The 22,326-nt window shown below is 69.0% G+C and carries 19 protein-coding genes; 12 read left to right on the forward strand and 7 right to left on the reverse strand.

Annotation, left to right across the window (positions count from 1 at the left end; genetic code table 11):
- Window positions 1-18 precede the first annotated feature (18 nt).
- The gene (locus OWM54_RS01105; protein ID WP_223784396.1) at window positions 19-927 is read right to left on the reverse strand and encodes a hypothetical protein; all 909 of its coding nucleotides are present in this window, start codon (window positions 925-927) and stop codon (window positions 19-21) included.
- A 51-nt stretch (window positions 928-978) separates the two neighbouring features.
- On the opposite strand from OWM54_RS01105, the gene OWM54_RS01110 reads away from it, so the two are divergent.
- Window positions 979-2,013 carry an alpha/beta fold hydrolase gene (locus tag OWM54_RS01110; RefSeq protein WP_267696367.1) on the forward strand — a complete coding sequence of 345 codons (1,035 nt, stop codon included), beginning with the start codon at window positions 979-981 and terminating at the stop codon, window positions 2,011-2,013.
- A 10-nt stretch (window positions 2,014-2,023) separates the two neighbouring features.
- On the opposite strand, the gene udk is transcribed toward OWM54_RS01110, so the two are convergent.
- Together udk and OWM54_RS01120 are read right to left on the reverse strand one after the other, a co-directional pair.
- A complete protein-coding gene (gene udk, locus OWM54_RS01115) occupies window positions 2,024-2,662 on the reverse strand; it encodes a uridine kinase (RefSeq protein WP_074956956.1) in 639 nt (212 codons plus the stop codon).
- Window positions 2,663-2,673: 11 nt separating this feature from the next.
- Entirely contained in the window at window positions 2,674-4,371 is a 1,698-nt protein-coding gene (locus OWM54_RS01120; RefSeq protein ID WP_267696368.1) for a DUF692 domain-containing protein, read from the reverse strand.
- 213 nt (window positions 4,372-4,584) lie between these two features.
- Here OWM54_RS01120 and OWM54_RS01125 point away from each other — a divergent pair, with 213 nt between their 5' ends.
- A complete protein-coding gene (locus OWM54_RS01125; protein ID WP_267696369.1) occupies window positions 4,585-6,363 on the forward strand; it encodes a hypothetical protein in 1,779 nt (592 codons plus the stop codon).
- A gap of 95 nt (window positions 6,364-6,458) precedes the next feature.
- Window positions 6,459-7,604, forward strand: a complete 1,146-nt coding sequence (locus OWM54_RS01130; RefSeq protein ID WP_267696370.1) for a hypothetical protein — start codon at window positions 6,459-6,461, stop codon at window positions 7,602-7,604.
- Here the strand turns inward: OWM54_RS01130 and OWM54_RS01135 are convergent.
- Together OWM54_RS01135 and OWM54_RS01140 are read right to left on the reverse strand one after the other, a co-directional pair.
- Entirely contained in the window at window positions 7,597-8,478 is an 882-nt protein-coding gene (locus tag OWM54_RS01135; RefSeq protein ID WP_267696371.1) for a protein tyrosine phosphatase, read from the reverse strand. The two genes, OWM54_RS01130 and OWM54_RS01135, sit on opposite strands and share 8 nt — an antisense overlap.
- Window positions 8,479-8,483: 5 nt before the next feature.
- The gene (locus tag OWM54_RS01140) at window positions 8,484-10,328 is read right to left on the reverse strand and encodes a hypothetical protein (protein WP_267696372.1); all 1,845 of its coding nucleotides are present in this window, start codon (window positions 10,326-10,328) and stop codon (window positions 8,484-8,486) included.
- A gap of 229 nt (window positions 10,329-10,557) precedes the next feature.
- Between OWM54_RS01140 and OWM54_RS01145 the strand changes: the two genes are divergently transcribed.
- From OWM54_RS01145 to OWM54_RS01155, 3 genes are all read left to right on the forward strand, one after another.
- Complete coding sequence (locus tag OWM54_RS01145) at window positions 10,558-12,426, forward strand: vWA domain-containing protein (RefSeq protein WP_267696373.1); 1,869 nt, start codon at window positions 10,558-10,560, stop codon at window positions 12,424-12,426.
- Window positions 12,427-12,516: 90 nt separating this feature from the next.
- Window positions 12,517-13,332, forward strand: coding sequence for a GNAT family N-acetyltransferase (locus OWM54_RS01150; protein ID WP_267696374.1), 816 nt, complete (start codon window positions 12,517-12,519; stop codon window positions 13,330-13,332).
- 428 nt (window positions 13,333-13,760) lie between these two features.
- Entirely contained in the window at window positions 13,761-14,585 is an 825-nt protein-coding gene (locus tag OWM54_RS01155; protein WP_074956946.1) for a hypothetical protein, read from the forward strand.
- A 107-nt stretch (window positions 14,586-14,692) separates the two neighbouring features.
- Here OWM54_RS01155 and OWM54_RS01160 read toward each other — a convergent pair whose 3' ends face one another.
- The gene (locus tag OWM54_RS01160) at window positions 14,693-15,697 is read right to left on the reverse strand and encodes a PKD domain-containing protein (RefSeq protein ID WP_267696375.1); all 1,005 of its coding nucleotides are present in this window, start codon (window positions 15,695-15,697) and stop codon (window positions 14,693-14,695) included.
- 351 nt (window positions 15,698-16,048) lie between these two features.
- On the opposite strand from OWM54_RS01160, the gene OWM54_RS01165 reads away from it, so the two are divergent.
- The 6 genes from OWM54_RS01165 (at window position 16,049) to OWM54_RS01190 (ending at window position 21,151) form a co-directional block, all read left to right on the forward strand.
- Window positions 16,049-16,570 carry a hypothetical protein gene (locus OWM54_RS01165; RefSeq protein ID WP_254042880.1) on the forward strand — a complete coding sequence of 174 codons (522 nt, stop codon included), beginning with the start codon at window positions 16,049-16,051 and terminating at the stop codon, window positions 16,568-16,570.
- A 362-nt stretch (window positions 16,571-16,932) separates the two neighbouring features.
- Window positions 16,933-17,280 (forward strand): hypothetical protein, encoded by a 348-nt coding sequence (locus OWM54_RS01170; RefSeq protein ID WP_267696376.1) that lies wholly within the window; start codon window positions 16,933-16,935, stop codon window positions 17,278-17,280.
- A 65-nt stretch (window positions 17,281-17,345) separates the two neighbouring features.
- Window positions 17,346-17,927, forward strand: coding sequence for a hypothetical protein (locus OWM54_RS01175; protein ID WP_267696377.1), 582 nt, complete (start codon window positions 17,346-17,348; stop codon window positions 17,925-17,927).
- Between the two features lie 43 nt (window positions 17,928-17,970).
- Window positions 17,971-18,381 (forward strand): hypothetical protein, encoded by a 411-nt coding sequence (locus OWM54_RS01180; RefSeq protein WP_267696378.1) that lies wholly within the window; start codon window positions 17,971-17,973, stop codon window positions 18,379-18,381.
- Between the two features lie 471 nt (window positions 18,382-18,852).
- Entirely contained in the window at window positions 18,853-19,548 is a 696-nt protein-coding gene (locus OWM54_RS01185; RefSeq protein WP_267696379.1) for a response regulator transcription factor, read from the forward strand.
- Window positions 19,517-21,151 (forward strand): sensor histidine kinase, encoded by a 1,635-nt coding sequence (locus tag OWM54_RS01190; RefSeq protein WP_267696380.1) that lies wholly within the window; start codon window positions 19,517-19,519, stop codon window positions 21,149-21,151. Before OWM54_RS01185 ends, OWM54_RS01190 begins: the two co-directional genes overlap by 32 nt.
- Here the strand turns inward: OWM54_RS01190 and OWM54_RS01195 are convergent.
- Window positions 21,139-22,320, reverse strand: coding sequence for a hypothetical protein (locus OWM54_RS01195; protein WP_267696381.1), 1,182 nt, complete (start codon window positions 22,318-22,320; stop codon window positions 21,139-21,141). The two genes, OWM54_RS01190 and OWM54_RS01195, sit on opposite strands and share 13 nt — an antisense overlap.
- Between the last annotated feature and the right edge of the window lie 6 nt (window positions 22,321-22,326).

The raw sequence follows: 22,326 nt of genomic DNA on the forward strand, positions 1-22,326 counted from the left end.
CCCCCACCCGACACACCGCTAGTTCGCGGCGGCCTTCTTCGCCGGGTCGATCTCCTCCTCGGGACGCTCCTCCTGCGTGGCGCCCTCCCACGTCTCACCCGCGCCCAGCTTCCACTCCGAGGGCACGTCCAGCTTCCACACGTACGTGGCCGTGGCGTCCCCGCCCGAGGGCGAGCGCGACGAGACGGTGATGGTCATGTCCAGCTTCGCCACCTCGTTGGGCATCAGGTCCAGGTCGTAGTGGCCCAACACCAGCTGCGGCGGGAACTCCGCGATGAAGCGCTCCGGGTGGTCGATCTTCATCGACGGATCCCCACCGCGCATCTCGCCCAGGAGCTTCCCCTTCGCGTCGGTGAGCTTCCACACCGTGTCGAACGTGGCGCTGGTCAGCATCTTGAGGACCTTGCCCTCGTCCTTGAGCTGCCGCTGCGCGCCCCACAGCGCGAGCTGCAGCCGGATCTGCGGCTTGCCCATCACCATGATGGTGTCCGAGGACACCACGTCCAGGCGCATGCCCTTGTCCGTCGCCGTCCACACCGGGCGGTAGCGACCCTCGCGCAGGCTGTCGAACACCTTGCGCGTGTAGTCGTAGAACGCCTTGCGGTCCCCGGCGCGCTCGTCCTTCTCCGCCCGCTTCTCCAGCTCCTGGAGATAGCCGTCGAAGTTCTTGTTCCCGTTGAACGCCTTGAGGTGGTCATCCACCTGCTCGAAGTACGTCTTGAAGAACGGCTTGAGCTCCTCGCGATACGCGTTCTCGTCCGGATTGACCCGGAGCCAGGCCACGCGCTCCAGATAGTCGGCGCGGATGCGCTGGACGTCTGCCTCGCGCTGCGCCTCCTTGGTGCGGGCACTGGCGCTGCGGTAGCTCATGATGGCGCCCAGCAGCACACCAGCGACGAGGACAATGACTCCGAAATAGCGCTTCAAGCGGCAGTCTCCTGTGCGGTGGAGCAGGCAGTGATATGAAAATTCCCCAACGTGATCCAGGCCACCGGCACCCACCTGTTCACCTCCCTGCTCCCTCTGGAGGAAGGCGAGCTGCTGCGCAACCCCCAGGTGGCGTGGGAGGCGTACGGAGAACCGTGCGACGGCAAAGCGGTGGTGCTGCTGCACGACCTGTCGCATTCGCACCGGGCGGTGGGGCCGGCGGAGGACTCCGCGTATCAGCCGTCGGGTTGGGCGCGTGAGCTGGTGGGGCCGGGGCTGCCGTTGGACCCGGACATCATGCCGGTCATCGTCCCGGGGCTTTTGGGCAGTCCGTTCGGCAGCACCTCGAACGCGTCGATGGACCGGGAGACGGGCGAGCGACTGGGTCTGAGCCTGCCTCCCCTCACGGTGCTCGACATGGCGCGCGGGGTGTCCGCGCTGCTGCGAGCCCGGGGGCTGAACCACGTGCGCGCGCTGGTGGGCGTGGGCCTTGGAGCCCAGGTGGCGCTGCGGCTGGCGGCGCTGTTCCCGGAGCTGTCGGACTCGGTGGTGGCCATCGGCTCGGCGCGCGCGCTGCCGGAGGGCGTGCGCGAGAAGCTGGGCCTGGCGTGGCAGCTGTTGCGCGCGGACCCGGACTTCCGCGAGGGCCTCTATGCGCCGGACGCGCAGCCTCGCAAGACGATGCGGCGGCTGAGGCTGGACTTCCAGAAGCTGCTCTACGGCCGCGAGTACCTGTCGCAGCGCTTCGCCGACGCCGAGGCGGCGAGGCTCGCGCTGGACGCGGAGGCGGACGCCTTCTCCGAGTCGTTCGACGCGTCGTCATGGGCGACGCTGTGCTCGGCCTACTCGGGCTGTGACGTGGCGGACTGCTTCGCGCAGATCCGGGCGCGGGTGCTGCTGGTGGCGGGGAGCTCGGACGTGCTCGCGCCGGTGAACCGGGTGCGGGACACCTACCACCTGCTGTCCGCCGCGGGCGTGAGCGCCCGGCTGGTGGAGCTGCCCGGCCCGGGGGACCATGGCGCGCTCCTGACGGAGACCGAGCGGCTGCGCGCGCCACTCGGAGACTTCCTGCGGCGCGTGGGCTGAGGCGCTGGGGCTACTCGCGCGGCTGCGGAGCGGAGAGCTTCCCGCGCAGCGCGCCCACCAGCATGCTGATGGCGATCTCGTTGTTGCCGCCGTGCGGGATGATGATGTCCGCGAAGTGCTTGGACGGCTCGACGAAGCCCATGTGCATGGGGCGCACGTGGCGCAGGTACTGGCTGACGACGTGGTCGAAGTCGCGGCCGCGGTCCTTGATGTCGCGGGTGAGGCGACGAAGGATGCGCAGGTCGTCATCCGCGTCGACGTAGATCTTCACGTCCATCAGCTCGCGCACTTCCTTCATGTGCAGGACGAGGATGCCCTCGATGAGGATGATGTCCCCCGGGTCCACGCCCATGGTGCGGGGCTGACGCGACGAGGTGACGAAGTCGTAGACGGGCTTCTGGATGGGCCGTCCGGCCTTCAGCTCCCGGAGGTGGCTCACCAGCAACTCGGTGTCGAACGCGTCGGGATGGTCGAAGTTCACCTCCCGGCGGTCCGCGATGGGGAGGTCCTTCAGGTCCCGGTAGTACGAGTCCTGATCGATGAAGGCCACGCGGCAGTCGGCAAGCGCCTCACGAACCTTTCGGGCGACGGTGGTCTTGCCGGACGCGGTGCCACCCGCGATGCCGATAACGAGGGGTGACGACGTCATTGCGGCGCGACCTACCCTACCGGACGCACAGGCGCAAGGGTTCGGTCCAACCCGGAAGCATCCCCCAGGCGGATCATCCGGTGATTCAGCCCCTCCGCCAGCACCTCCGGGGGCACCGACTCCACCGGCACGGGCCTGGAGCCCAGCTCCCGGAGCAGCACGGCCAGCCCTCGTGACACGCCCGACACCTCGAATCCCGGGGCCTTGCGTCGCACGGCGAAGCTCCAGGGGGTCCCCCCCGGCCGCCGAGCCACCTGCGCCAGCGCCTCCAGCCCGGACAGCTCCAGCGCCCCACATGCCCACGCACGGGCGGTGAGGTGGCGCCGGACGGCGCGCGCGGCGAAGACGAGCTCGGACAGGTCCACGGGGAAGCTGCCGGGCCGGACGTCCTCCGCGAGCCCCACCTGGCGGGGGCCCGGAGCCGGGGCGGCCTTGAGGAAGGTGGTGGGCGCGAGCATCTCCAGGCTCAGCGCGGCGGAGGCGCCCTCGTCGGGCTGCTCCCGGAGCCGACGCATCGCCCAGGAGGAGAAGACCTGCGGCAGCGAGCGCCCTCCCCCGCCGAAGAGGTTGCGGTACTCGCGCGAGCGGGTGAAGTCGAGCAGCGCCTCGCGCGTGCCAGCCAGGAGCAGGCGCGTCAGCGGCCAGTCCTTGTCCAGCGCCTCGGCGACCACCGCGAGGCGGAAGTCCTGGTCGGCGGCGGTGCCCTCCGGGTCCTCGCTCGCGTCCGGGGCCGACACGCCGTGGCCCGCGTCGAACAGCTCCCACGGACGGCTGTCGCCCGAGAGCACCGGAGGCGCGCTCACATCCGGCGCGCGAAGGGTCAACGGCTCGCGAGGGCCCTGGGGGATGAGCGTGCGCAGCCGCCGCAGGGAGAGCCGGGCCACCTCGGGGGGATGACCGTCACCCTCGAAGGTGACGGCGCGCAGGGACGGACAACGCGGTAGCAAGGACTCCAACAGATTGAACAGCTCCTCGCGCACCGGCTGCGTGTGGTCGTCCACGTAGAACCGGCGCGAGCCCCGACGCGTCACCACGCCGCCCGCGATGTGGATCTCCACGACCTGCTCCAGCGGGAAGCCGTCCAGGCCCGTTTCGAGCGGCAGGCCGGCGGAGAGCTGGTGGCTGAAAAGGTGCCCCAGGTCCAGGAGCAGCGGCAGGCCCGTGCGCTGGTGCAGCTTCGCGAGGAAGTCGAGCGCGTGCAGCTCGCCGCGACGCGCCAGCACGGCGGGGTTCTCCAGCACGAGCGGCATGGAGAGGTGTGACTGGACATGGAGCGCGTGCGCGGCGCAGTCGGCGAGCCCGGCCTCGTTGAACGGGGGCGTGATGTAGAGATAGCCGGGGAACGGCTGGCCCTGCACGTGCCACCATCCCACGTCATTGCCCACCCACGGGCTGCCCACGGCGCGCGCGTGCGCGTCCAGGGCCTTCAGCGTGGCGGCGGGCTCCAGCTCCGGGCCCCACAGGTTGAGGTGCACGGGGTGGAAGAGCACGGGCACGTCGGCGCGGCGGCGCCACATCTCCGGGAACAGCGAGGCCTGGGCGCGCGCCTCCTCCAGGTCCAAGGGGGCGCTGTACTCGACGAAGTCGAAGAGTCCCGGCGACGCGTCCAACAGCCGGTACGGCTGCGGCACATCCGCGGTGCTCAGGTTGCTGCTCAGCCCCAGACCCCGCCAGGGCAACGTCCATGCGTCCGAAACGGCCTGCGTCATGCGGGCAACCTAGTCCACCGTCCACGTCTTGTGCTCGGAGATGCGGGCGGCCGGGCAGGCCCGCAGGAGGCCCCGCACATTCGTCGTGTCATTCGCAGAACAACATTCACATGACACCAAGAATGCAAGCCATTACCCAAGATCCCATATCGAGCGGCCCCTCGATGAATCCCCTGATGACAATCCAGAACTGAGCTCACAGGAGCTTCGAACATGGCACGTGCCAAGGAAACAGACTTCCTTGAAGCCAACCTGGCTCCCCTGCTTGAACGCATCCACCCGGAGCCGCATCGCCTCGGAGACGAACCGCTCCCCCAGTTCAGCGAGTCCGTTCACGACGTGCTCCACGCCAGGGGGGCCATCGCAGGGTCGCCCTTCGCGGACCACGTCGCTCGGCTGAGAAAACACCTGTACGGAGGGCCGTCCACGCAGGAGCTGCCTCCGTGGAGCTACGAGCCACAGCTGGCCCGACAGGTCATCCGCGAAGACCCACGGGTCCATGGAGAACAATTCGAGGACAGGACTCGTGAGTGCAGTGAAATCATCGAAAACGGCTGCGCCCTCCTCGACCACATCACGCAGGCCCGCCTGCAGGGCACTCCGGAGGGACCTCCGTCGAGGGATGAGCTGGCCTGGATGGTGACCGTCTCAGGCGAGGATGGCCTCGTCCGGGAGATCCTCCAGCGCGCGAGAGCAGGCGCCAACCGGGGCCGGAGCACCAAATCACCGGAGGTCTCGGGCTGCACGCACCCGCTATGGCAGCAGACGCTCAGCGACCATGGCCTGAGGGGCACGGCGAGCTATCCCACGATCTCCGGAGCGCTGCTCGCCGGGCTCAGCTCGGGTGAGTTCGGGGATTGGCGGCAGGACTACCTGGCCACCCTCATCTTCGCGTTCTACCTGGAATACAACGTGGATGCGTCGGACACTCGCCACAACCACTTCGTCAGAGACCTGCTGTTCCTCTGGGACGTCCCGGACCTTCCATCCGAACTCCTCGCGAGGAGGACCCACCAGTTGGCGGACCTGGCGTTCATCGACGGGAAGAGAAAGAGCGAAGCCGCGCTCCGCTCCGTTCCCACGAGCGGCATGAAGGCCTGGATCTTCGGGGACCGCGACCTCTGGCGTGACTTCAAGGCCTGTGACTCGGCCATGTTCGGCCACTACCTGTCATCTGTCCCAGGAACCATCGGTCGCGATGAACTGATGCTGACGGGGCTGGTCCAGGACTGGGTCGACCTAGGCCCGGACCTTCGAAACGATGAATGCGCACAGAGCGTGCTGACCCTCACGCGCGGCTCGGTCTCCACCACCTCGCTCGTGGAATGTTACGAGCGCACCCTCTGGCAATTGAACGCCGCGCTCACTCGCGATGGGGGGCTGAAGCCCGAGCGCTTCCCGCTCATGGTCGTCATGATGGACGTCGGCGTCTGGCATGTCACCAACCACAGGCATGATATCTGGCGCTACTTCGCGCTCGCCCACGGCACAGGCGCCCTGTTGCAGGACCGGGACCTCTACAAAGCCTGTCAGCTCGCCGACTGCTACTCCCCGCGGTTCGAGCCAACGCTCCCGTCGGACCCGGCACGGGTGAACGTCCCCCGACGCCCCTTCCGCTACGATGTGACCGTCGCCGGAAGACGCCACTCTGGCTCCCTGGAGTTGCATGTCACGCTCGTGGACGCCGTCGAGAATGGCTTGATGCCCACGGAGTCCGTGGAGCACTTCCTCGTCATCCCGAGACTGCTCGTCCAGCGGGCCATCAGCCCAGGGGAGTTCCTCGCGCACATGGACCAGCATGCCTGTGAGCAACACGCCCTCATCGTGCGCGCTGGGTATCGCTGTCACTTCAGCAGGCAGTTCACCACGGCACGCATCCTCCTCGTGATGGAGCAGTGGTGGTCCGGCATCATCTTCGCGGTCGGCCTCGGCAGCCTGATCGAAGCCCAGCCCGGAAGGATGGCTCAAGACCGGCTGCATCACGACGGATGACACACGCCGGCACGGGGCCGAACACCACCCTGCCCGCGTCGACATTCACTCAGAGAGAACCTATACTCACTCCCCCAAAAAAGGAGTGACACCTCATGGGAGTCTCCTCGTGCTGGCGTGGAATCATCTCCGTGGTCTCCGTCTCGGTACTCCTGGGTTGTGAAGCCGCACCCGTCAACGAGCCCACCCCGGTGGTCGTGAGCACTCCGGCGCCGCTCGTCGCGCAGGAGGCCCCGGTCGTCGCTCGGGCGGGGGTGCTCGTCTTCAAAGACAGACAGGCACTCCAGGCGACGCTCGACCAATTGATACACCTGGATACCCGGGGGCTCCGGACCTGGAACCGACGCCTGGGGTTCACTTCGTTGCGAGAGGTGTTCGAGGATGTCGTGGAGCAGGAGGCGCTGATTGATGACCGCTACGAGCGGCTCCTCCAGGGTGGCCCTGAAGCAGCGCGCCTCGTGCCCCGGGAGCCCATCCACTCCGATGCCTATCTGCAAGCGGTGCGACAAGGCCACCTGAAGGTCATCCGCGAGGAGGCCGGTGAGTACTTCGACTACAACCTCCAGCAGAGATACCTCGCGCCCGTGCTCGACCCCGACGGGCGGGTGGCCATCGGCGGCGTGCTCATGCAGTACCTGCCCGAGGGCGTGAAGCAGGTGTCATACAAGAGCCTCGACGACCTCGAGGGGGCCAAGGCCGCCCTCGCCCGGACGTCCGTCACCGCCCCCACCGCGCCTGACACCGGGCTCGCCGTCATCCCCACCAAGGCCGCATGCCGCTCCTACTCGGCCGTCGGCAACGCCTGGACCTATGACGGCCGGCGGCGGTTCAGGGCTTGGGTCGAGCTGAAGTCGTATACCCAGTGGAACCACACCGAGCTCTACGTCTCGAACTTCCTCACCATCCAGGCGATGTACAGGAACTGGCTCGGGAACTGGAACTACGCGAACTACACGGCGGACCTGAACTGGGGATGGTTCTGGTCGTACTACCTCAACGGCTACCTCCAGCATTCCCTGCCGTATCCGTCATCGGACTGGGATTCGCCGTGGGTCTACACGCTCACCGTCAACAACTACGCGTACACCATCGCGCCGCACATCGACGGTTATTACTCGGTCCCCGAGCCGAACATCATCGAGCCCGTGACGCTCGATGTCGTTGACGGAACCATCACCATCTACGGCAGCAAGCCCAACGTGCTCGCGATGGGGACGGACTTCTACTGCGACGTCAACTAGCCACGTCAGCGCTCCGGGCAAGCCACTCGGTCCACCCGAGTGGCGCGCCCCCGGGATTCTCGCGCGCGTACGCGTGGAAGCGCTCGATGAAGGTCCGCCGCTCCGTGATGAAGGGCGCCTTGCGGCTGGAGGGGTCCGCCGGCTCGCGCAGGTCGTAGGCCCCGAGCCGCGCCTGTCGGTCCAGCACGGTGTCGAGCGGGAGCCGGTGTGCGTTGCGCAGCAGGTCCAGCAAGCACATGAACGTGGCGGTCCGCCCCTTGCCGCCCCGGCAGTGCAGATGCAGATGCGCATCGTCTGGGAGCCCGCGCACCCAGTCGAGGAAGCGCTGCACCGTGGCGTCCTGGGGACGGGTGTGGTCCGTGACGGGGAGCCGGACGTACTGCCCCTCTGGCAACCCGAAGGCCCGCGCCTCGTCCGACACCGAGCGCCGCTCCCAATCGGTGAAGGCCACGGGCGCCTTGCCCTTCACGGCCTCCACGTTGCCCACGCGCACGCGAGGCGACAGGCCCAGCAGCCGCAGACGACCGGCCTCGAGCGCCAGGACCTCCTCGTCCGACAGCCCCACCGCGCCCCAGTTGGACTCCGCGTACCAGCTCACCGCCGCGCCGTTCAGGAAGCCGTGCGACTCCTGACGCAGATCCACGACGTAGAGAGCCTCGGGACGCACGCCGTCGAGCTGTCGCAGCACGTCCCGGAAGCCCTCGCTGGACGGCTGCGCGCTTCCCGAGCAGCGCAGCTCGGCGAGCCCCGTCACATCGAGTCCCGCCATCTCCCCCAGACGCGTCGTCGTCCGGAAGCGCCGCGCCCGGGCACCGTCATCGTCGAGCACGAGCGTGGCGCACGTCGCATCGGGTGCCAGCGGGGGGATGAGCATGGACGCTAGAGATAATCACCAATCAGGCCGGCGATCTTGTCCAGGTCACTCATCGTCGGCTTGCCGGGCGAAGGAGTGGCCGCGGCGGCGCTGCTCGCGGCGGGGAGCCCCGACGACGAGCTGCTCGCATCAGGAGGCGGCATGAAGGTCTCGACGAGAAACTTCCAGACCTCCTCCTCACGGAAGGCATCCAGGTTCTGGTTGTCGTCCCACACGGCGACAGCGCTCCCCGTCGCGTCCGCGTTCTCCGTCCTGCTCCACCGAGGGATGACCGATCCGGGGCAGGCCTTGGTCACGAAGGTGCGCGCCTTGGAGAGCTCGATCTTCAACTGCCTCGGGAGGAACGGGCCCGGACTGGTGAAGCTATTGACGCAGGTATTCCAGAAGCCTCTCACGTCGATCTTCCCCGTGGGCGCGCTGGCCAGGACGATGTTCCAGAGGATGTCCCCGTCGATCGGGGCGACGGCCCTCAGGTCCCGCACGGTCGCGTCCGCGTGCGACCCCTGGATGGCCTCGAACAAGGTATGGAAGCTCGTCGTCCGCTTGTCGTAATACAGACGCCAGAGGACCGAATACCCCACGGAGATGACCACGCCGATCGGGACCGCAGCCAGGCCCTGATACCGCTGGGCGAACTGCGTCCACGCACTGATGCGTCCCTGGGTGTGTCCCGAGGTGCCCGCGTACAGCGGCGCCAGCAGGAGCCGGGATGACACCACGTTCGGGCAGAACTCATGGCGCGTCCAGCCCGCCGCATGGGGAAAGTCTCTGCCTGGATCATGGGGCGTCGGCTCCGCATGGGCCTCCATCGTCGCGCCCCACGCGCCGAACCCCGCCAGCGATGGCAGCCCCGCGAGACGGTCCTGCGCGAACTCGAAGCGCTGATGGCGGCCATTGCTCCCCCGCCAGGGGAACATCCGCGCCAGGTCGCTGAGCACGACCTGACACCTCACGACGGGAGGCAACAACTGCCAGCGATTGAACTCCTTGCCCCCGTCCAGGGCGCGGAAGGCTGCGAGTGCCTGCGCGGAGGCGAGCGCCTGCGTGGCGGGGGACTCCGACAGACAATGATGGATGGCGCCCAGGACACGGGGTTGTGCCGTGCCCGCGTCGGTGTCCTCACCTGGCTTCCCTCGCAGATAGTACGGCAGGTACTCCCACATCTTGTAGTCCAACTGGAGGGGGCCTTGAGCCTGGGTCATCGCGCGAACCACCGCGGCGAGCATCGCCCGTTGCTGGTTCGCCAACCCCGGGCTGCCCAGGAGGTACAACATCGAGATCTTCTCGATGTTGCGTGACGGCCAGGACGTCACCTCGCCGATGAGCGCACGGGCCGCTTCCGTCACGTTCCGGTAGAACTGGATGCGATCCCTGCGGCCCCCGACCTTCAGCGTCTGGAAGAAGGGCAAGGCGGCCACGGCATCCAGGTCCTTCTTCTTGAGCCCGTAGCCCTGCCACATCCGGACGAACTGCTCATCCACCGTGGGGCGATGCGCATCCCGGTGCCCCAGGTTTCCCGACAGCGGGCTCAGCCATATCTGGAGCTGCTTCAGATAGTGCTTCTGGACGTTCGCCGCGCGGAAGGCCCCGGCATGAAGGCTGAAGTCCATGCCCCAGACCTGCCCGGCCCGTTCGAGGAGCGCGCGACACACCGGGTCACCCGCCGCCACCTGGAGGAGCATCTGACCGAACTTCTCGGGATCCGGCTGGAGCTCGTACCAGGGCACGATGACGCGGACCCCGCGAGCCAACTGCGCGTACTTCGCGGTGGCCCTCGCGACCACGATGCCCCCGGCAGGCGTCGTGATGACACTGTTCGCCTCGGCACTGGACCGCAGGAAGAGAATCAAGGTGTCCTGACCTCGCGAGAGAGATGCGCTCCGTTCGCAAGGCGCATGCCACTCCGTGCTCCCGGGGCGGACGATGTCCCTCCCGTTGAACGGCCCCCTCCTGGCGTCCTGGTGTGACGCCCTCGCGTCCCACGGGAACGCCAGCGCGAGTCATCTGGTGAGCCCGCGGAACCTTTCCCACGGACCTGCTGTCGGAGCACCGGCGAATCCAGGAACAGGGAGGCTGTGAATGAGGCGGAACCTCGTGGCCGTCACGGGTGTCGTGTGTGCGCTCGCGATGAGCGGAATGATGTTCTCGTGCCGGTCAGCGGACGTGGACACGAAAGGCCAGGCGCCTGGTGACGCGCACGCGGGACAGATGGCCTCCAAGGCCCCATCGCCCCAGGGGGACACAGCCCTGGTGCCCGCGGCCACGACCACGGGCCCTGAATCGGCGCCCCCCGTCGCCTCCGCTCGCGTCGACGCCGCCCCCGCACCGAGCGCGGTGGCCCCACCCTCCGGGAACCCCGAGCGCCTGCGCTCGGCGATGGGCAACATGTTCGGCGCGTCCGGCTCGGCCCATGGCCACGGCAAGAGCGGACTGGGCCTCCGGGGGAGCGGCTTCGGGGGCGGCGGTGTCGAGGTACTGGGTGGCAAACGCAACGAGCTCGCGGGTGTCGGCACCCTGTGGCGCGGCAGCGGACGCCTCGCGGGCTCCTCCCGGGCTCCCGACTCGGACACCGCCTCCAACAGGGAGGGCTACCGCGACCACGGCGTGAATCCCTTCGTCTCCACGGCGCAGGACCGCCTCTCCACCTTCGCGGCGGATGTCGACACGGCCTCGTACACGCTGGCGCGGCGCAAGCTCAAGGAAGGTGCCCTGCCGCCGCGTGAAGCCGTGCGCGTGGAGGAGATGCTCAACTACTTCCGCTACACGTACCCCGCGCCCGCACCGGACGAGGGCCCCTTCGCCGTGCACCTCGACGCCGCGCCCTCCCCCTTCACGCCCGGACGACACCTGCTGCGCGTCGGCGTGCAGGGCAAGCGTCTGAGCGTCTCCGAGCGCAAGCCCGCCCACCTCACCTTCCTCGTGGACATCTCCGGGTCGATGCAGTCGCCGGACCGCCTGCCGCTCGCGAAACGCGCCCTGCGGATGCTCGTGGACCAGCTCCGCGACGGCGACACCGTGGCGCTCGTCACCTACGCGAGCGCGGTGCGCCGCGTCCTGCCGCCCACGGGCATGGAGCACAAGGCCCGGATCCACGCCGCCATCGAGGACCTGACCGCGGGCGGGAGCACTGCGATGGGCTCCGGCATCCAGTTGGCCTACCAGGAGGCGATGAAGACGCTGGATGGCGAGTCGGTGTCACGCGTCGTCATCCTGTCCGACGGCGACGCGAACGTGGGCAGCACCTCCCATGAGGAGATCCTGAAGACCATCCGGGGACACGTGAAGGAAGGCATCACCGTCACCACGGTGGGCTTCGGGATGGGCAACTACCAGGACACGATGATGGAGCAGCTCGCGGACCAGGGGAACGGCAACCACCATTACGTGGACTCGCTGATGGCCGCGCGGCGCATCTTCGTGGAGCAGCTCGGAGGCACGCTGGAGGTCATCGCGAAGGACGTGAAGCTCCAGGTGGAGTTCGACCCGAAGCAGGTGTCCCGCTATCGCCTCGTCGGCTACGAGAACCGCGACATCGCGGACGCGGACTTCCGCAATGACCGCGTGGACGCGGGAGAGCTGGGCTCGGGCCACTCCGTCACCGCCTTGTACGAACTGGAGCTCATGCCCGGCGCGGGCGAGGGGCTCGCCACGGTGCGCGTGCGCGCCAAGCACCCTCGTGGCGAGAGTGCCTCCGAGCGCGTCTTCCCCTTCGCCGCCAGCGCGCTCTCACCCACGTTCAAGCAGGCCCCTTCGGACCTGCGCTTCGCGACCGCGGTGATGGGCGCGGCGGAGCTCTTGCGGCGCAGCCCTCACGCGGAGAAGTGGAGCCTGGACCAGGTGCGGGAGATCGCGCGCTCCGCGACACCGGCGGGCAACGAGGAGCGTGAGGAGTTCCTCGCGCTGCTGAGCGAGGCGCATCACCTGCTGCGCGACGTGGCCGCTCGTTGAGTCAGGAACAGAGTGTTCCAGTGGCCCCGCGCGTCCACGCGGAGCACATGGGGTACCATCGCTCCTTCCCCTTCACCCCTGGAGCCCTCCATGCACTCCGCGACGCAGGCCGAGATCGACGAGTCCCATGCGCAATTCCGAGGCGCCTGGCGGAAGATGGCCCTGGGCGGCAGAGCGGGCGAGGTGGTGGAGCGCCCCGAGGTCTTCATCGCGTCGAGCCATGTCTCCTGGGCGATGATGAACGCGGCCTTCCTGCGCGCGCCCGCCACGACGGAGCAGGCCCTCTCCGCCGCCGTCGCGTCCGCGGCGCGCTACTTTTCCACGGGCCGCCACCCGTGGACGTTCGTCATCTCCGACGACTGGCTCGCGCCCCAGGTGCGCGAGCGCGCCGGGTCCATCCTCGCCTGGTACAAGCTGCGCCCGCTCACCACCGTCACCGGCATGGTGTGCGAGCGGCTCGCGGAGCCCGTGCGCGCCCTGCCCCCGCTCGACGTGCGCCCCGTGCAGGACACCTGGGGACGCCAGGCCGTGGCCGACATCAACTCGCTCGCCTACGACGTGAGCCGCGAGTCGGGACGCGAGGCCCTGGACGCGGAGTCCCTCTACAACGAGCATTCCCGGGGCTTCGTCGCCTGCCGCGAGGACGCACCCGCGAGCAGCACCGTGGTGCTGCGGGTGGACGGCCTCGCGTACATCGCGCTCGTCGCCACGTCCCCCAGTCACCGGCGAATCGGCGCGGCGGAGCTCGTCATGCGGCACGCGCTGCGCGAGGCTCGCGACGCGTGGGGCATCGAGCGCTCCGTGCTCCACGCCACCGACGCCGGCGCGCCCGTGTATCAACGCATGGGCTATCGCCCCGTGACGCGCTTCCGCTTGTACGAGGCCCCCGCGCCCGGGAGCACCTGAGACAGGCGTGACTCGAGTCCCATCGCGACACGGAGGGCGCTCTCGCCCCTCCCTCGCGAACGAGGGCTCTGCACGAAATCCCACCCTCCCCGCGCCGGCGCCCGATCGCCCGGCGTCATCGATGCCAGGTGCACCTCGCGCGACTCGGAAGCATGGAGGGCGCCAAGGACCCATGGGCTCGCGACACCATCATTCTCGCGGTACCAATCCAGCAATGCGCGACAGCCCTGCGAAGAATCGCGACACCACGAGAACACGGGCACCTTTTTCTGCCGGGCTTGAAAGCGCACCGCCGCCTGGGGATGAGAGAGCGAGAGGCGGCGACGGAAGCGGTGACCCAGGCTCGTGAAACCGCGTGGCTGTGGCAGACTTGGTCTCCAGGGGGATCGCCGGAGACAAGAGGCGCCGCAGCACACGGGAGTCCGCGAATGGCGACGTGGAATGACCTCATCCTGGCCACACCTCGACAGGTGAACGGCAAGCATCAGGAAGAGGGGCCGGTGGCGCTGCAGGAGGCGCTGCTGGGAACGGAGGGAGAGCAGTTGGTCCTGCTGGGCCATCTGCATCGGGAGCCGCACCTGCTGCGCGAGGGCGCCTTCCACGCGGGGCGCGCGCACCTGGAGGCTTCCACCCGGCCCACGTGTACGCGCGACGAGCGGCTGGAGCAGATCCGCGCCGCCGGTCACCGCTTCACGGAGGCGCTGGGTGCCGAGCGCGACACGGCCCGCGTCTCGCTCATCTCCCTGCACCTGGGCCTGTGCCGCCTGCTGCTGGGCAGCCCGAAGGACGCGCGCGAGTGGCTGGGGATGGCCAACCAGTCCGCAGTGGAGACGCTCAAGGATATCCTCACCGAGGCGACGGGCGAGCAGGGCTTCACGCGCAACCGTCTGCTCGGGGGGATGCTCAACTTCGTGATGTTCTTCACCAGCTCCGCCACGCTCGGCGCGGGCTATCTGGTGTGGGACCGGGTCATGAGCAAGCGCTCGGACAAGGTGCTGCGGCGCGCGCTCGCGAGAATGGAGCCGCTCGCGGGCTACATCGACGCCCTGCGGGAGATGCGCCTGCGCCTGGGTGAGCCCGCCTCCAGCGTGCCGCGCTACGTGGTGACGCACACCGTGGACGACAGCCAGTGCCTGTCTCGCATCACCATCCGCACGCTGGTGGGTGAAGGCGAAGCCGTGGACTTCAACGGCCGGGAGACCCGCCGAGTCTCGCGGACCGGCTCCGAGCGAACCACCCCGCTGATCCGCTGACGGCATCCGCCGCCTCCCATCCTCGGAAGGAGGCGGCGAGGTGAGTGTCGCCCCGGCGCGGCGGAATCGAAGCCAACGCCTGCCACCTCACCGGTGGGTGCCTGGGCTCACGGCGCGGGCGTGGAGACGACGCACAGCTTCACCGAGCCGGAGCGGACGCCGCCGCGGCTGTCGCGCGCCGTCATGGTGACGCTGCAGTTGTTGCACGCGCCCGAGGGGACGGCCGTCGGCGTGAAGTTCGAGGACTGCCCGGTCGGCGTGCTGAACGTGCCGGGGCAGGTCGCGGTCCACTGGTAGGTCACCGCGTCGCGCTCCTGGTCGAACACGTTCGCGATGACGGCCGTGCTCTGTCCGAGCACCACCCGGCCCTCGCTCGCGTGGACGTAGAGCACCAGCGGCGGTCGGTTGAAGGTGACGCTGACCGTGGCGCTCCCACCCGGCACCGTCGCCGCGACGACCTCCACCGTGAGGCGCGCCGTGCTGACGCCATTGCGCTGGTCGCGCACCGTCAGCGTGAGCGTCACCGTCTGTGGCGACATCGGCGCCGTCCAGGTGGGGTTCGCCACCGTCGTGCTGCTCAACTGCCCCGCCGTGGCGCTCCACGAGTACGACAGCAGGTCATTCGGCACCGGGTCATGCGCCGTGGCGCCCAGCGTGAGCTGCTCGCCGGCCACCGCCGTGTTCGACGACACCGACACCGAGTCGATGATGGGCACGTCGTTGTCCTCGTAGTGGCCGAACGTCATGTCATGCAGCGTGACGGCCACCAGCGCCGTCTCCCCGCCGACGATGGTGACACCCGTCGCCTGCCCCTGGTACTCGAGCCCGTTGTTCGCCGCGTAGGCCGACACCGTGAGCGTCCTGCCGGTCCCCGCGGGAATCCCGTCGATGGTGCCGCCCCAGGCCGAGCCTGTCTTCACCAGGTCCTGCTGGATGTCCGCGAAGTCCGGGCCGGAGACGACCACCTGGATGCGGACGACGCTCGCCTCCGTCGCCGCCGCTTCCTGCTCGCCAATCACCAACTGCACGGCACCCGACTGCGTACCGGAGCCACAGCCCGCCACCATCGCCAGCAGGAAGCCGACGACGCAGACACTCTTCGACATGCGCATGGATGTTCCCCTTCTCGCACGCAGACGCAGATCGCCTGACCGTGCGCGAGGCGTCAGCCTGCATCAAATGACAGACACACCGATAGAGGATTCAGACGCAATCACAGCCGGGGCCAGGACGACACCCGCGCGCAAATCATGCGCCGGTTTCGGACCGCCTCCCCCACCCCACGTCCCAGGGAGGGCTGGGTCATTCCGGATGCCTCGGCACCTCCCCCGCGTCACGAGACGATGTTTCACGGACCCGACAACTCCCAGGGAAAGAAGGAGTGAACAGACATACAGGGAGTTCACGAGAACCCACCCTCGTGATAGAGACGCGCGCCGAACCAATCACCAGGGAGTCTCTTCATGACCTCGGCTGTCCGAAAGCTCTGCGCCCTCGCGCTGTTCCTCGCGTCCTCGTCGTCCTTCGCCATCGAGCACTGGGCGGATGGCCGCGCGTCGCTCCACTCCTGTCTGTACGCCAGCTCCTACGAGGCGGAGATCCGGATGTCGTACCGGAACCTCTCGCTGCCGTGGGGCACGTCGGTGGAGCTCATCCACGGCTGGGGCGGGCTGGACAACTGGGTCGCGTTCGACTGGGACAACACGCAGACGGTCGCCGCGCCCGCCTCCGCGCCGTGGACCTGGACGGTGACGGTGCGCAGCTTCATCTCCCACCGCACGTCCCCCAAGTGGTACGACAGCTTCAACTTCGTCTGGAAGGTCACCCTGCCCGGCGGCAGCGTGTTCTACGAGAAGGGCAACGGCTCCACCTACGGCTTCTACTCGGCCAACCTGGGTGACATCGCCGAGCGGCCCTGCACCAACAACTCGAGCTTCTCCGGCCCTCCGTTCGCGCTGACCATCACCTCCATCGAGCGGTGGTAGTCCCGCGACGTCTCCTCCGGGCGGGGCTGCTCCTCGGGGCCGCCCTGCCCTGCTGTAGGGCTACTGGTCCGAGCCACCGTGCCGGCGCTCGCGATGGGGGGACACGCGCTCGGCCCTGCCCCTCGCCGCCGAGTCCATGCTCCTTCACCCACGACACCGCCGATGCGGAGCGGAGGGAGCTGGCTTCGGCCCCACCACGTTCTACGGAAAGCCACCCACCGCGAATGACAGACATCCGGCGGTGGGCTCCGGTGAGACCCGCTGAAACCCGAGTCGAGCCGGAACGTCGGCCGACACCCGGTTTTCACTTGTATTGCAAGGACACGCACACAACAATCGTGACCCTTCCTGGAGGTCCAAACATGCTTGCGCAGACGTTTCGTGCGTTCGTGGTGCTCTCCGCGCTGATGCTCGCGCCCGCCGCGCGTGCCGCCCCGGTGTACATCTGCTCGATGGACACCTCCATCTGGGAGACGCTCCAGTTGTGCATCGATGCCTGCTACGCGGAGGAGTGGGTCTCGGACCCCTCGCATCCGAGCGGTGGGTACGTCCGCCAGGTGCGCTGGGGATGCAGCGAGCAGCAGCCCAATCCTCCAGGGAGCGGCCCATGGTCAGGCCCCTGGCACGAGGGCCAGTGCACCTATGACGAGACGTGCCCGGGCGCCAACAGTTGTCTGTGCGGCAACACCGGTGGTGAGGAGTCCGACTGAGCCTCGACTTCCGTGAGGGAGCGGCGCCATCACGACGGCGCCCTCCCGCCTGACGTTGCTCCCAGATGCGGCCGTCCCCCGTCCCCAGCCTCCTGGCGCTCGCAACGGCGTATGGCGCCGCGCTCATCGTCACGCGGCTGGATGTCTTCAGCATCGACGTCGCGGGGCACCTCGCCAGCGGCATGGCGGTGCGTCGGGGGGCCTTCCACCCGGTCAACGACAGCGCCTTCCTCGGGTACGTCCAGAACCTGTTCTACCCGCCGCTCGAGGACCTGCTCCTCGGCGCGCTGTTGTGGCTGCTGCCGCTCGAACGCGTCGATGTCTTCAAGCTGTTCCTGTCGCTGCTCGTCGCGGGCTGCTTCGCGGGCGTGGGCCTGCTGGCGTGGCGCTTCGAGCACCCCTGGGTGCGCTGGCTCTTCGTCCTCGCGTCCATCACCCTGTTCTACGCGCACAAGGCGGAGGGCTGGGTGCTGCTCGCGCTGCTCGCCGTCGTCGCTCCGGCCTGCGAGCCCTCACCCGCGACGCCTATCGGCGAGGCGCGCGGACGCGCCACACGCTCGCCACCGCGCATGAGCGTTGACGGCGCAATCCCAATCACGAGCACGAGGTCGCCCCAGACCCACGCCATTCATTGCCCTCTGAGATAGGCTGCTCCCGCATCCTTCAGCCGAATCGCTCGCGGAGGTATCCATGGAGACGAAGCGCATGGTGGCGGTGGCAGTCGGAGTTGGGACCTTTCTGATGGCCTGTGGCGGCCCGCTCGAGGACACGACCACGTCGGAGGAGGCACTGGGCGAGCAGAGCTCGGGGCTCACGGCCTCGCTCTCCTGCTCGCAGGGCTTGAGTCGGGTGTCCTGCGATGCGGTCGTCACCGAGGGCATCGCGCCGTTCACCTATACGTGGACCCAGCGGATCTACCTCGAGGCGACGGGCAGGTACTACACGTCCGGCCCCACTTCGGGAGGTGCGAGCCGCAGTTTCACGTGTTTGAACCCTGACGAAACCGGGACCTACTTCTCCTCCATCCGCATCAGCGCCACCGTCTCCGACGCCACCGGCGCCGTGGTGCGCACCACCTCCGGCGACTTCTCCTGCGGCTGAGCCGGAGCGTCACACCTCCCCCGACACCGGGAGTCCGGGGTATTTCAGGTTTTCCGGAGAAGGACGTCAGACCCCCTCGCCATAGTGCAGGGAGGAGGGAGACGGTGACGGCTCAAACGTTGTTGGTGTTCGTTCCGGTGGTGTTGATGCTCGCGGCGGCGGTGGCCATCCGTCGCCCGCGACGGCGCTCGCGGCGACTGAAGGTTCGCGAAGCCCACTGACAGGCTGAGCCGGGGCGCAGGCAGCCGCCCCGGCTCGAACCGGACGAGCCCCTCCCCCGAGGTCGCTCGTCCTTCCGTCAATCAAGTGGCGCTGACTTCCCCCGAAGCCAGACGACCGCATTCCTTGGGGTTATCGGCCCTGCCCGCACCGGGTTGCGTCCGACCCGAATAAAAAATGGAAAGGTGACTGTACGCCCAGGTCCGGGCGTGTCGGAGGTAGACTCCACGCCCTCCCCAACCCGAGTGCCGCGTGGCTGAACGTCCCACCGTCCTGGTCGTCGATGATGATCCGCACCTGCGGGACATCGTCCGTTTCGCGCTGGAGCAAGGCGGCTTCCGCGTGGAGGAAGCCTCGGAGGGGCGAGCGGCGCTGGCCCACGTCCAGCGCTCGCCCCCCGCGCTCATCGTCCTGGACATCATGATGCCGGAGATGGACGGGCTCACGGTGTGCCGCGAGGTGCGGCGCACGCACGAACTGCCCATCGTCTTCCTCTCCTCGCGGGACGACGAGGTGGACCGCATCCTCGGCCTGGAGCTGGGCGGCGACGACTACCTCACCAAGCCCTTCAGCCCGCGTGAGCTGGTGGCGCGCGTGAAGGCGGTGCTGCGTCGCGCGCGGCCCGCGCCCGAGAACCCGGCCTCCGCGGCGTCGAAGCCGTTGATGCGCGGCCCCTTGAAGCTGGACGAGGAGCGCTTCCGAGCCTGGTGGGGCGAGCGGGAGGTGGTGCTCACCGTGACGGAGTTCCACCTGCTCGCGGCGCTGTTGCGTGTGCCGGGCAAGGTCTTCACCCGGGACGAGGTCATGACGCGCGTCTACGACGACGGCGTGGTGAGTGATCGCACCATCGACAGCCACGTGCGTCGGGTGCGGCAGAAGTTCGCCGGCGTCGGCGGCGAAGTCATCGAGACGGTGCATGGCCTCGGCTATCGGCTCGCCATCCCGTAGCCGCCGCCCCCAGCCCCGGCTGTGGATGGTCTTCGCGGCCGTGGGGCTCGCCGGCTTCGTGCTCACGCTGGGTGGGCTCGCCTTCGTGCGCGTCTATGACAACCAGCTCATCCGCCAAACGGAGATGGAGCTGCTCACGCAGGGCGCGGTGGTGGTGGAGCTCTATCGCGCCACGCTGGCCGAGCGCGTCGGCGAAGGCGACTACGGACGGACTCGCACCGCGAAGTGGCCCTTCCCCATCCCCGATGACAAGCGGCTGCGGCCCATCCTCCCCTCGCTCAAGGCCTCGGACGAGCCGCTCCCCGCGGACGAGGAGCCGCCGCGCGCGCTCGTGCCCGGCGAGCCGTGGGCCCTGGAGACGGGCCTGAAGCTCAACCCGCTCCTGGAGAACGTGCGCGCCGCCACGCTCGCGGGCATCCGGGTGGTCGACACCAGCGGCGTGGTGGTGGCCAGCAGCAGCCCGGCCGTGCTGGGCACGACGCTGGCCGACCGACCCGAGGTGCAACAGGCCCTGCGAGGAGAGCCCGCGAGCGTGCTGCGCCGTCGTCACTCCGAGGCCGAGGACACGCCCCTGGCCTCGCTCAGTCGAGACACCGGCATCCGCGTCTCGGTGGCGCTGCCCATCCTTCAAGGCGAGCGCGTCTGGGGCGTGGTGGTGCTGGCGCGCACGCCGATGACCTTCGCCAAGGCCACGTACGCGGACCGCTGGAACCTGACGGCCACGGGCCTGGTGCTGCTCGGCGCGCTCGGGTTGATGTCGCTGGCCGCGGCCGCGTTGCTGGGCCGCCCGGTGCGAGCGCTGGTGAAGCAGACGCGCGCCATCGCCGCCAGCGCGCCGGAGGGCTACGAGCCCCTGGCCCGCCCCGTCGTCGCGGAGCTCGCCGAGCTGTCCGAGTCGCTCGCCGGCATGGCCACCGCGCTGAGAGACCGCAACCAGTACATCCGCTCCTTCGCGGCCAACGTGTCGCACGAGTTCAAGACCCCGCTGGCCTCCATCCAGGGCGCGGTGGAGCTGTTGCGCGACAGCGCGGACGCGATGACGCCCGAGCAGCGCACGCGCTTCCTCTCCAACATCGACGCCGACGCTCGCCGCCTCACGAGGCTGGTGCAGCGCCTGCTGGAGCTGGCCCGCGCCGACTCCATCACCGCCACGCCGGCGCAGGTGGAGCTGGCCCCGCTGCTGAAGGCCGTCACCGCGAGAGCCCACGCCGAAGGGCTGGAGCGCGTGGACGTGGGCCCCGTTCCCGCCGGCCTCACCGTGGCCCTGCCCTCCGAGGTGATGGAGGACGTGCTCTGGCAGCTCGTCACCAACGCTCGCCAGCACGGTGGCGAGGACGTGCGCGTGTCGCTCGCCGTGGAGACGCAGGCGGACGGCGTCGTGCGCGTCGTGGTGCGGGACGACGGGCGAGGCATCTCCGAGTCGAACCGCGCCCGCATCTTCGACGCCTTCTTCACCACGGCGCGCGAGCGCGGAGGCACGGGCCTGGGTCTCACCATCTCCCAGTCCATGCTGCGCGCGTTCGGCTCCACCCTGGAACTCCTGCCCGCGAGCCCGGAGACGAAGGGCTCCGCCTTCGCCGTCGCCGTGCATCAGCGGAAGTAGCTGTTGGAGATGTCCACCGAGTAGCCCAGCTCGAGCGTGGGCGAGGACGCGGCCACCAGGTATTGACGGAAGTGCAGCACCTTGCCCGGCAACGTCGCGCCCTGGCTCGCGGCCTCGGCCGCCTCGAACTGCTCCAGGCTGCCGCCCTCCCGCCGGTAGTTGAACACCGCGGGGAAGTGCGCGCGGGCCCGCAGCTCCGCCACCGGCCACGAGACGCGCGGCAGCGCCAGCTTCAACCGACCGGACAGGTGGAACACGCCCAGCTCCCGCGTCATCACCACCTCGAGCGCACCCGACGTCTCGCCCAGTCGCGCGGGCGCCACCTTCAGTCGCAGCACCCCATCCGTCACCGCCTCCACCGGCACCGGGATGGCGTTGAGCGTGACGCGCTCCAATGCGTGGCCCTCCGGAATGCTCAGCTCCAGCGCCTGCTCGCGGTCCAGGCTCAACGTGTAGCCGACGCGGAGCGTGGCCCGGCCCTCCAGCGTGGACACCCACGTCGCGGTGGCCTCGGAGATGCGCGGCTCCAGCGGAGGGCGCACCTGCGGCTTCGTCGCCTGGGCCACCTGGGACGCCGCCTTCCAGCCGACGCGCAGCGCGCCCTGCACGGGATAGAGCGCGTAGCCCTCACCCGAGGACGGCAGTGACTCCAGCAGCGTGAACACGGACGTGTCCGCCTCCAGCGCCAGCGGCACCGGCGAGACGTGCGGGCCGAAGCGGAGCTGCGCGCGACGCTCCGGCCCCGTGCCCGACGAGCGCACGGTGAGGCTCACGTCGAAGCTCTGACGCCCCGCCTTGCGCGTGAGCAGGCACAGGAAGCCATCCACCACGCCCACCGTGGCGCCCTCCAGCGTGGGCAGGGCCGTGGGGTACGTGTCCGCGTCGAGTTGCAGCAAGCGCACCTGCGTCCAGCGTCCATCCGCGAGCACCTCCACCTCGAAGCTCGCCTCCACTTGCAGCGCGTCCGCGGACAACCGTCCGCTCAGCTCGGTCTTCACCAGCGCCTCGGTGGGGGGCGCGGGAGGTGGTGTCTGTCGCTGCGAATACAGCGGGATGAGCTGCTCCAGCGGCACGGTGGCGGTGCCGGCGGGAGCCGGAGTGGACTCGGGCGCGCCCAGGGCCTCGGGAGCGAGCAGCAGGATTCCGACGACGAGGGAAAAGGTCCGCATGATGGG

Origin of the sequence: Myxococcus sp. MISCRS1, assembly GCF_026626605.1 — a bacterium.
GTDB lineage: Bacteria > Myxococcota > Myxococcia > Myxococcales > Myxococcaceae > Myxococcus > Myxococcus fulvus.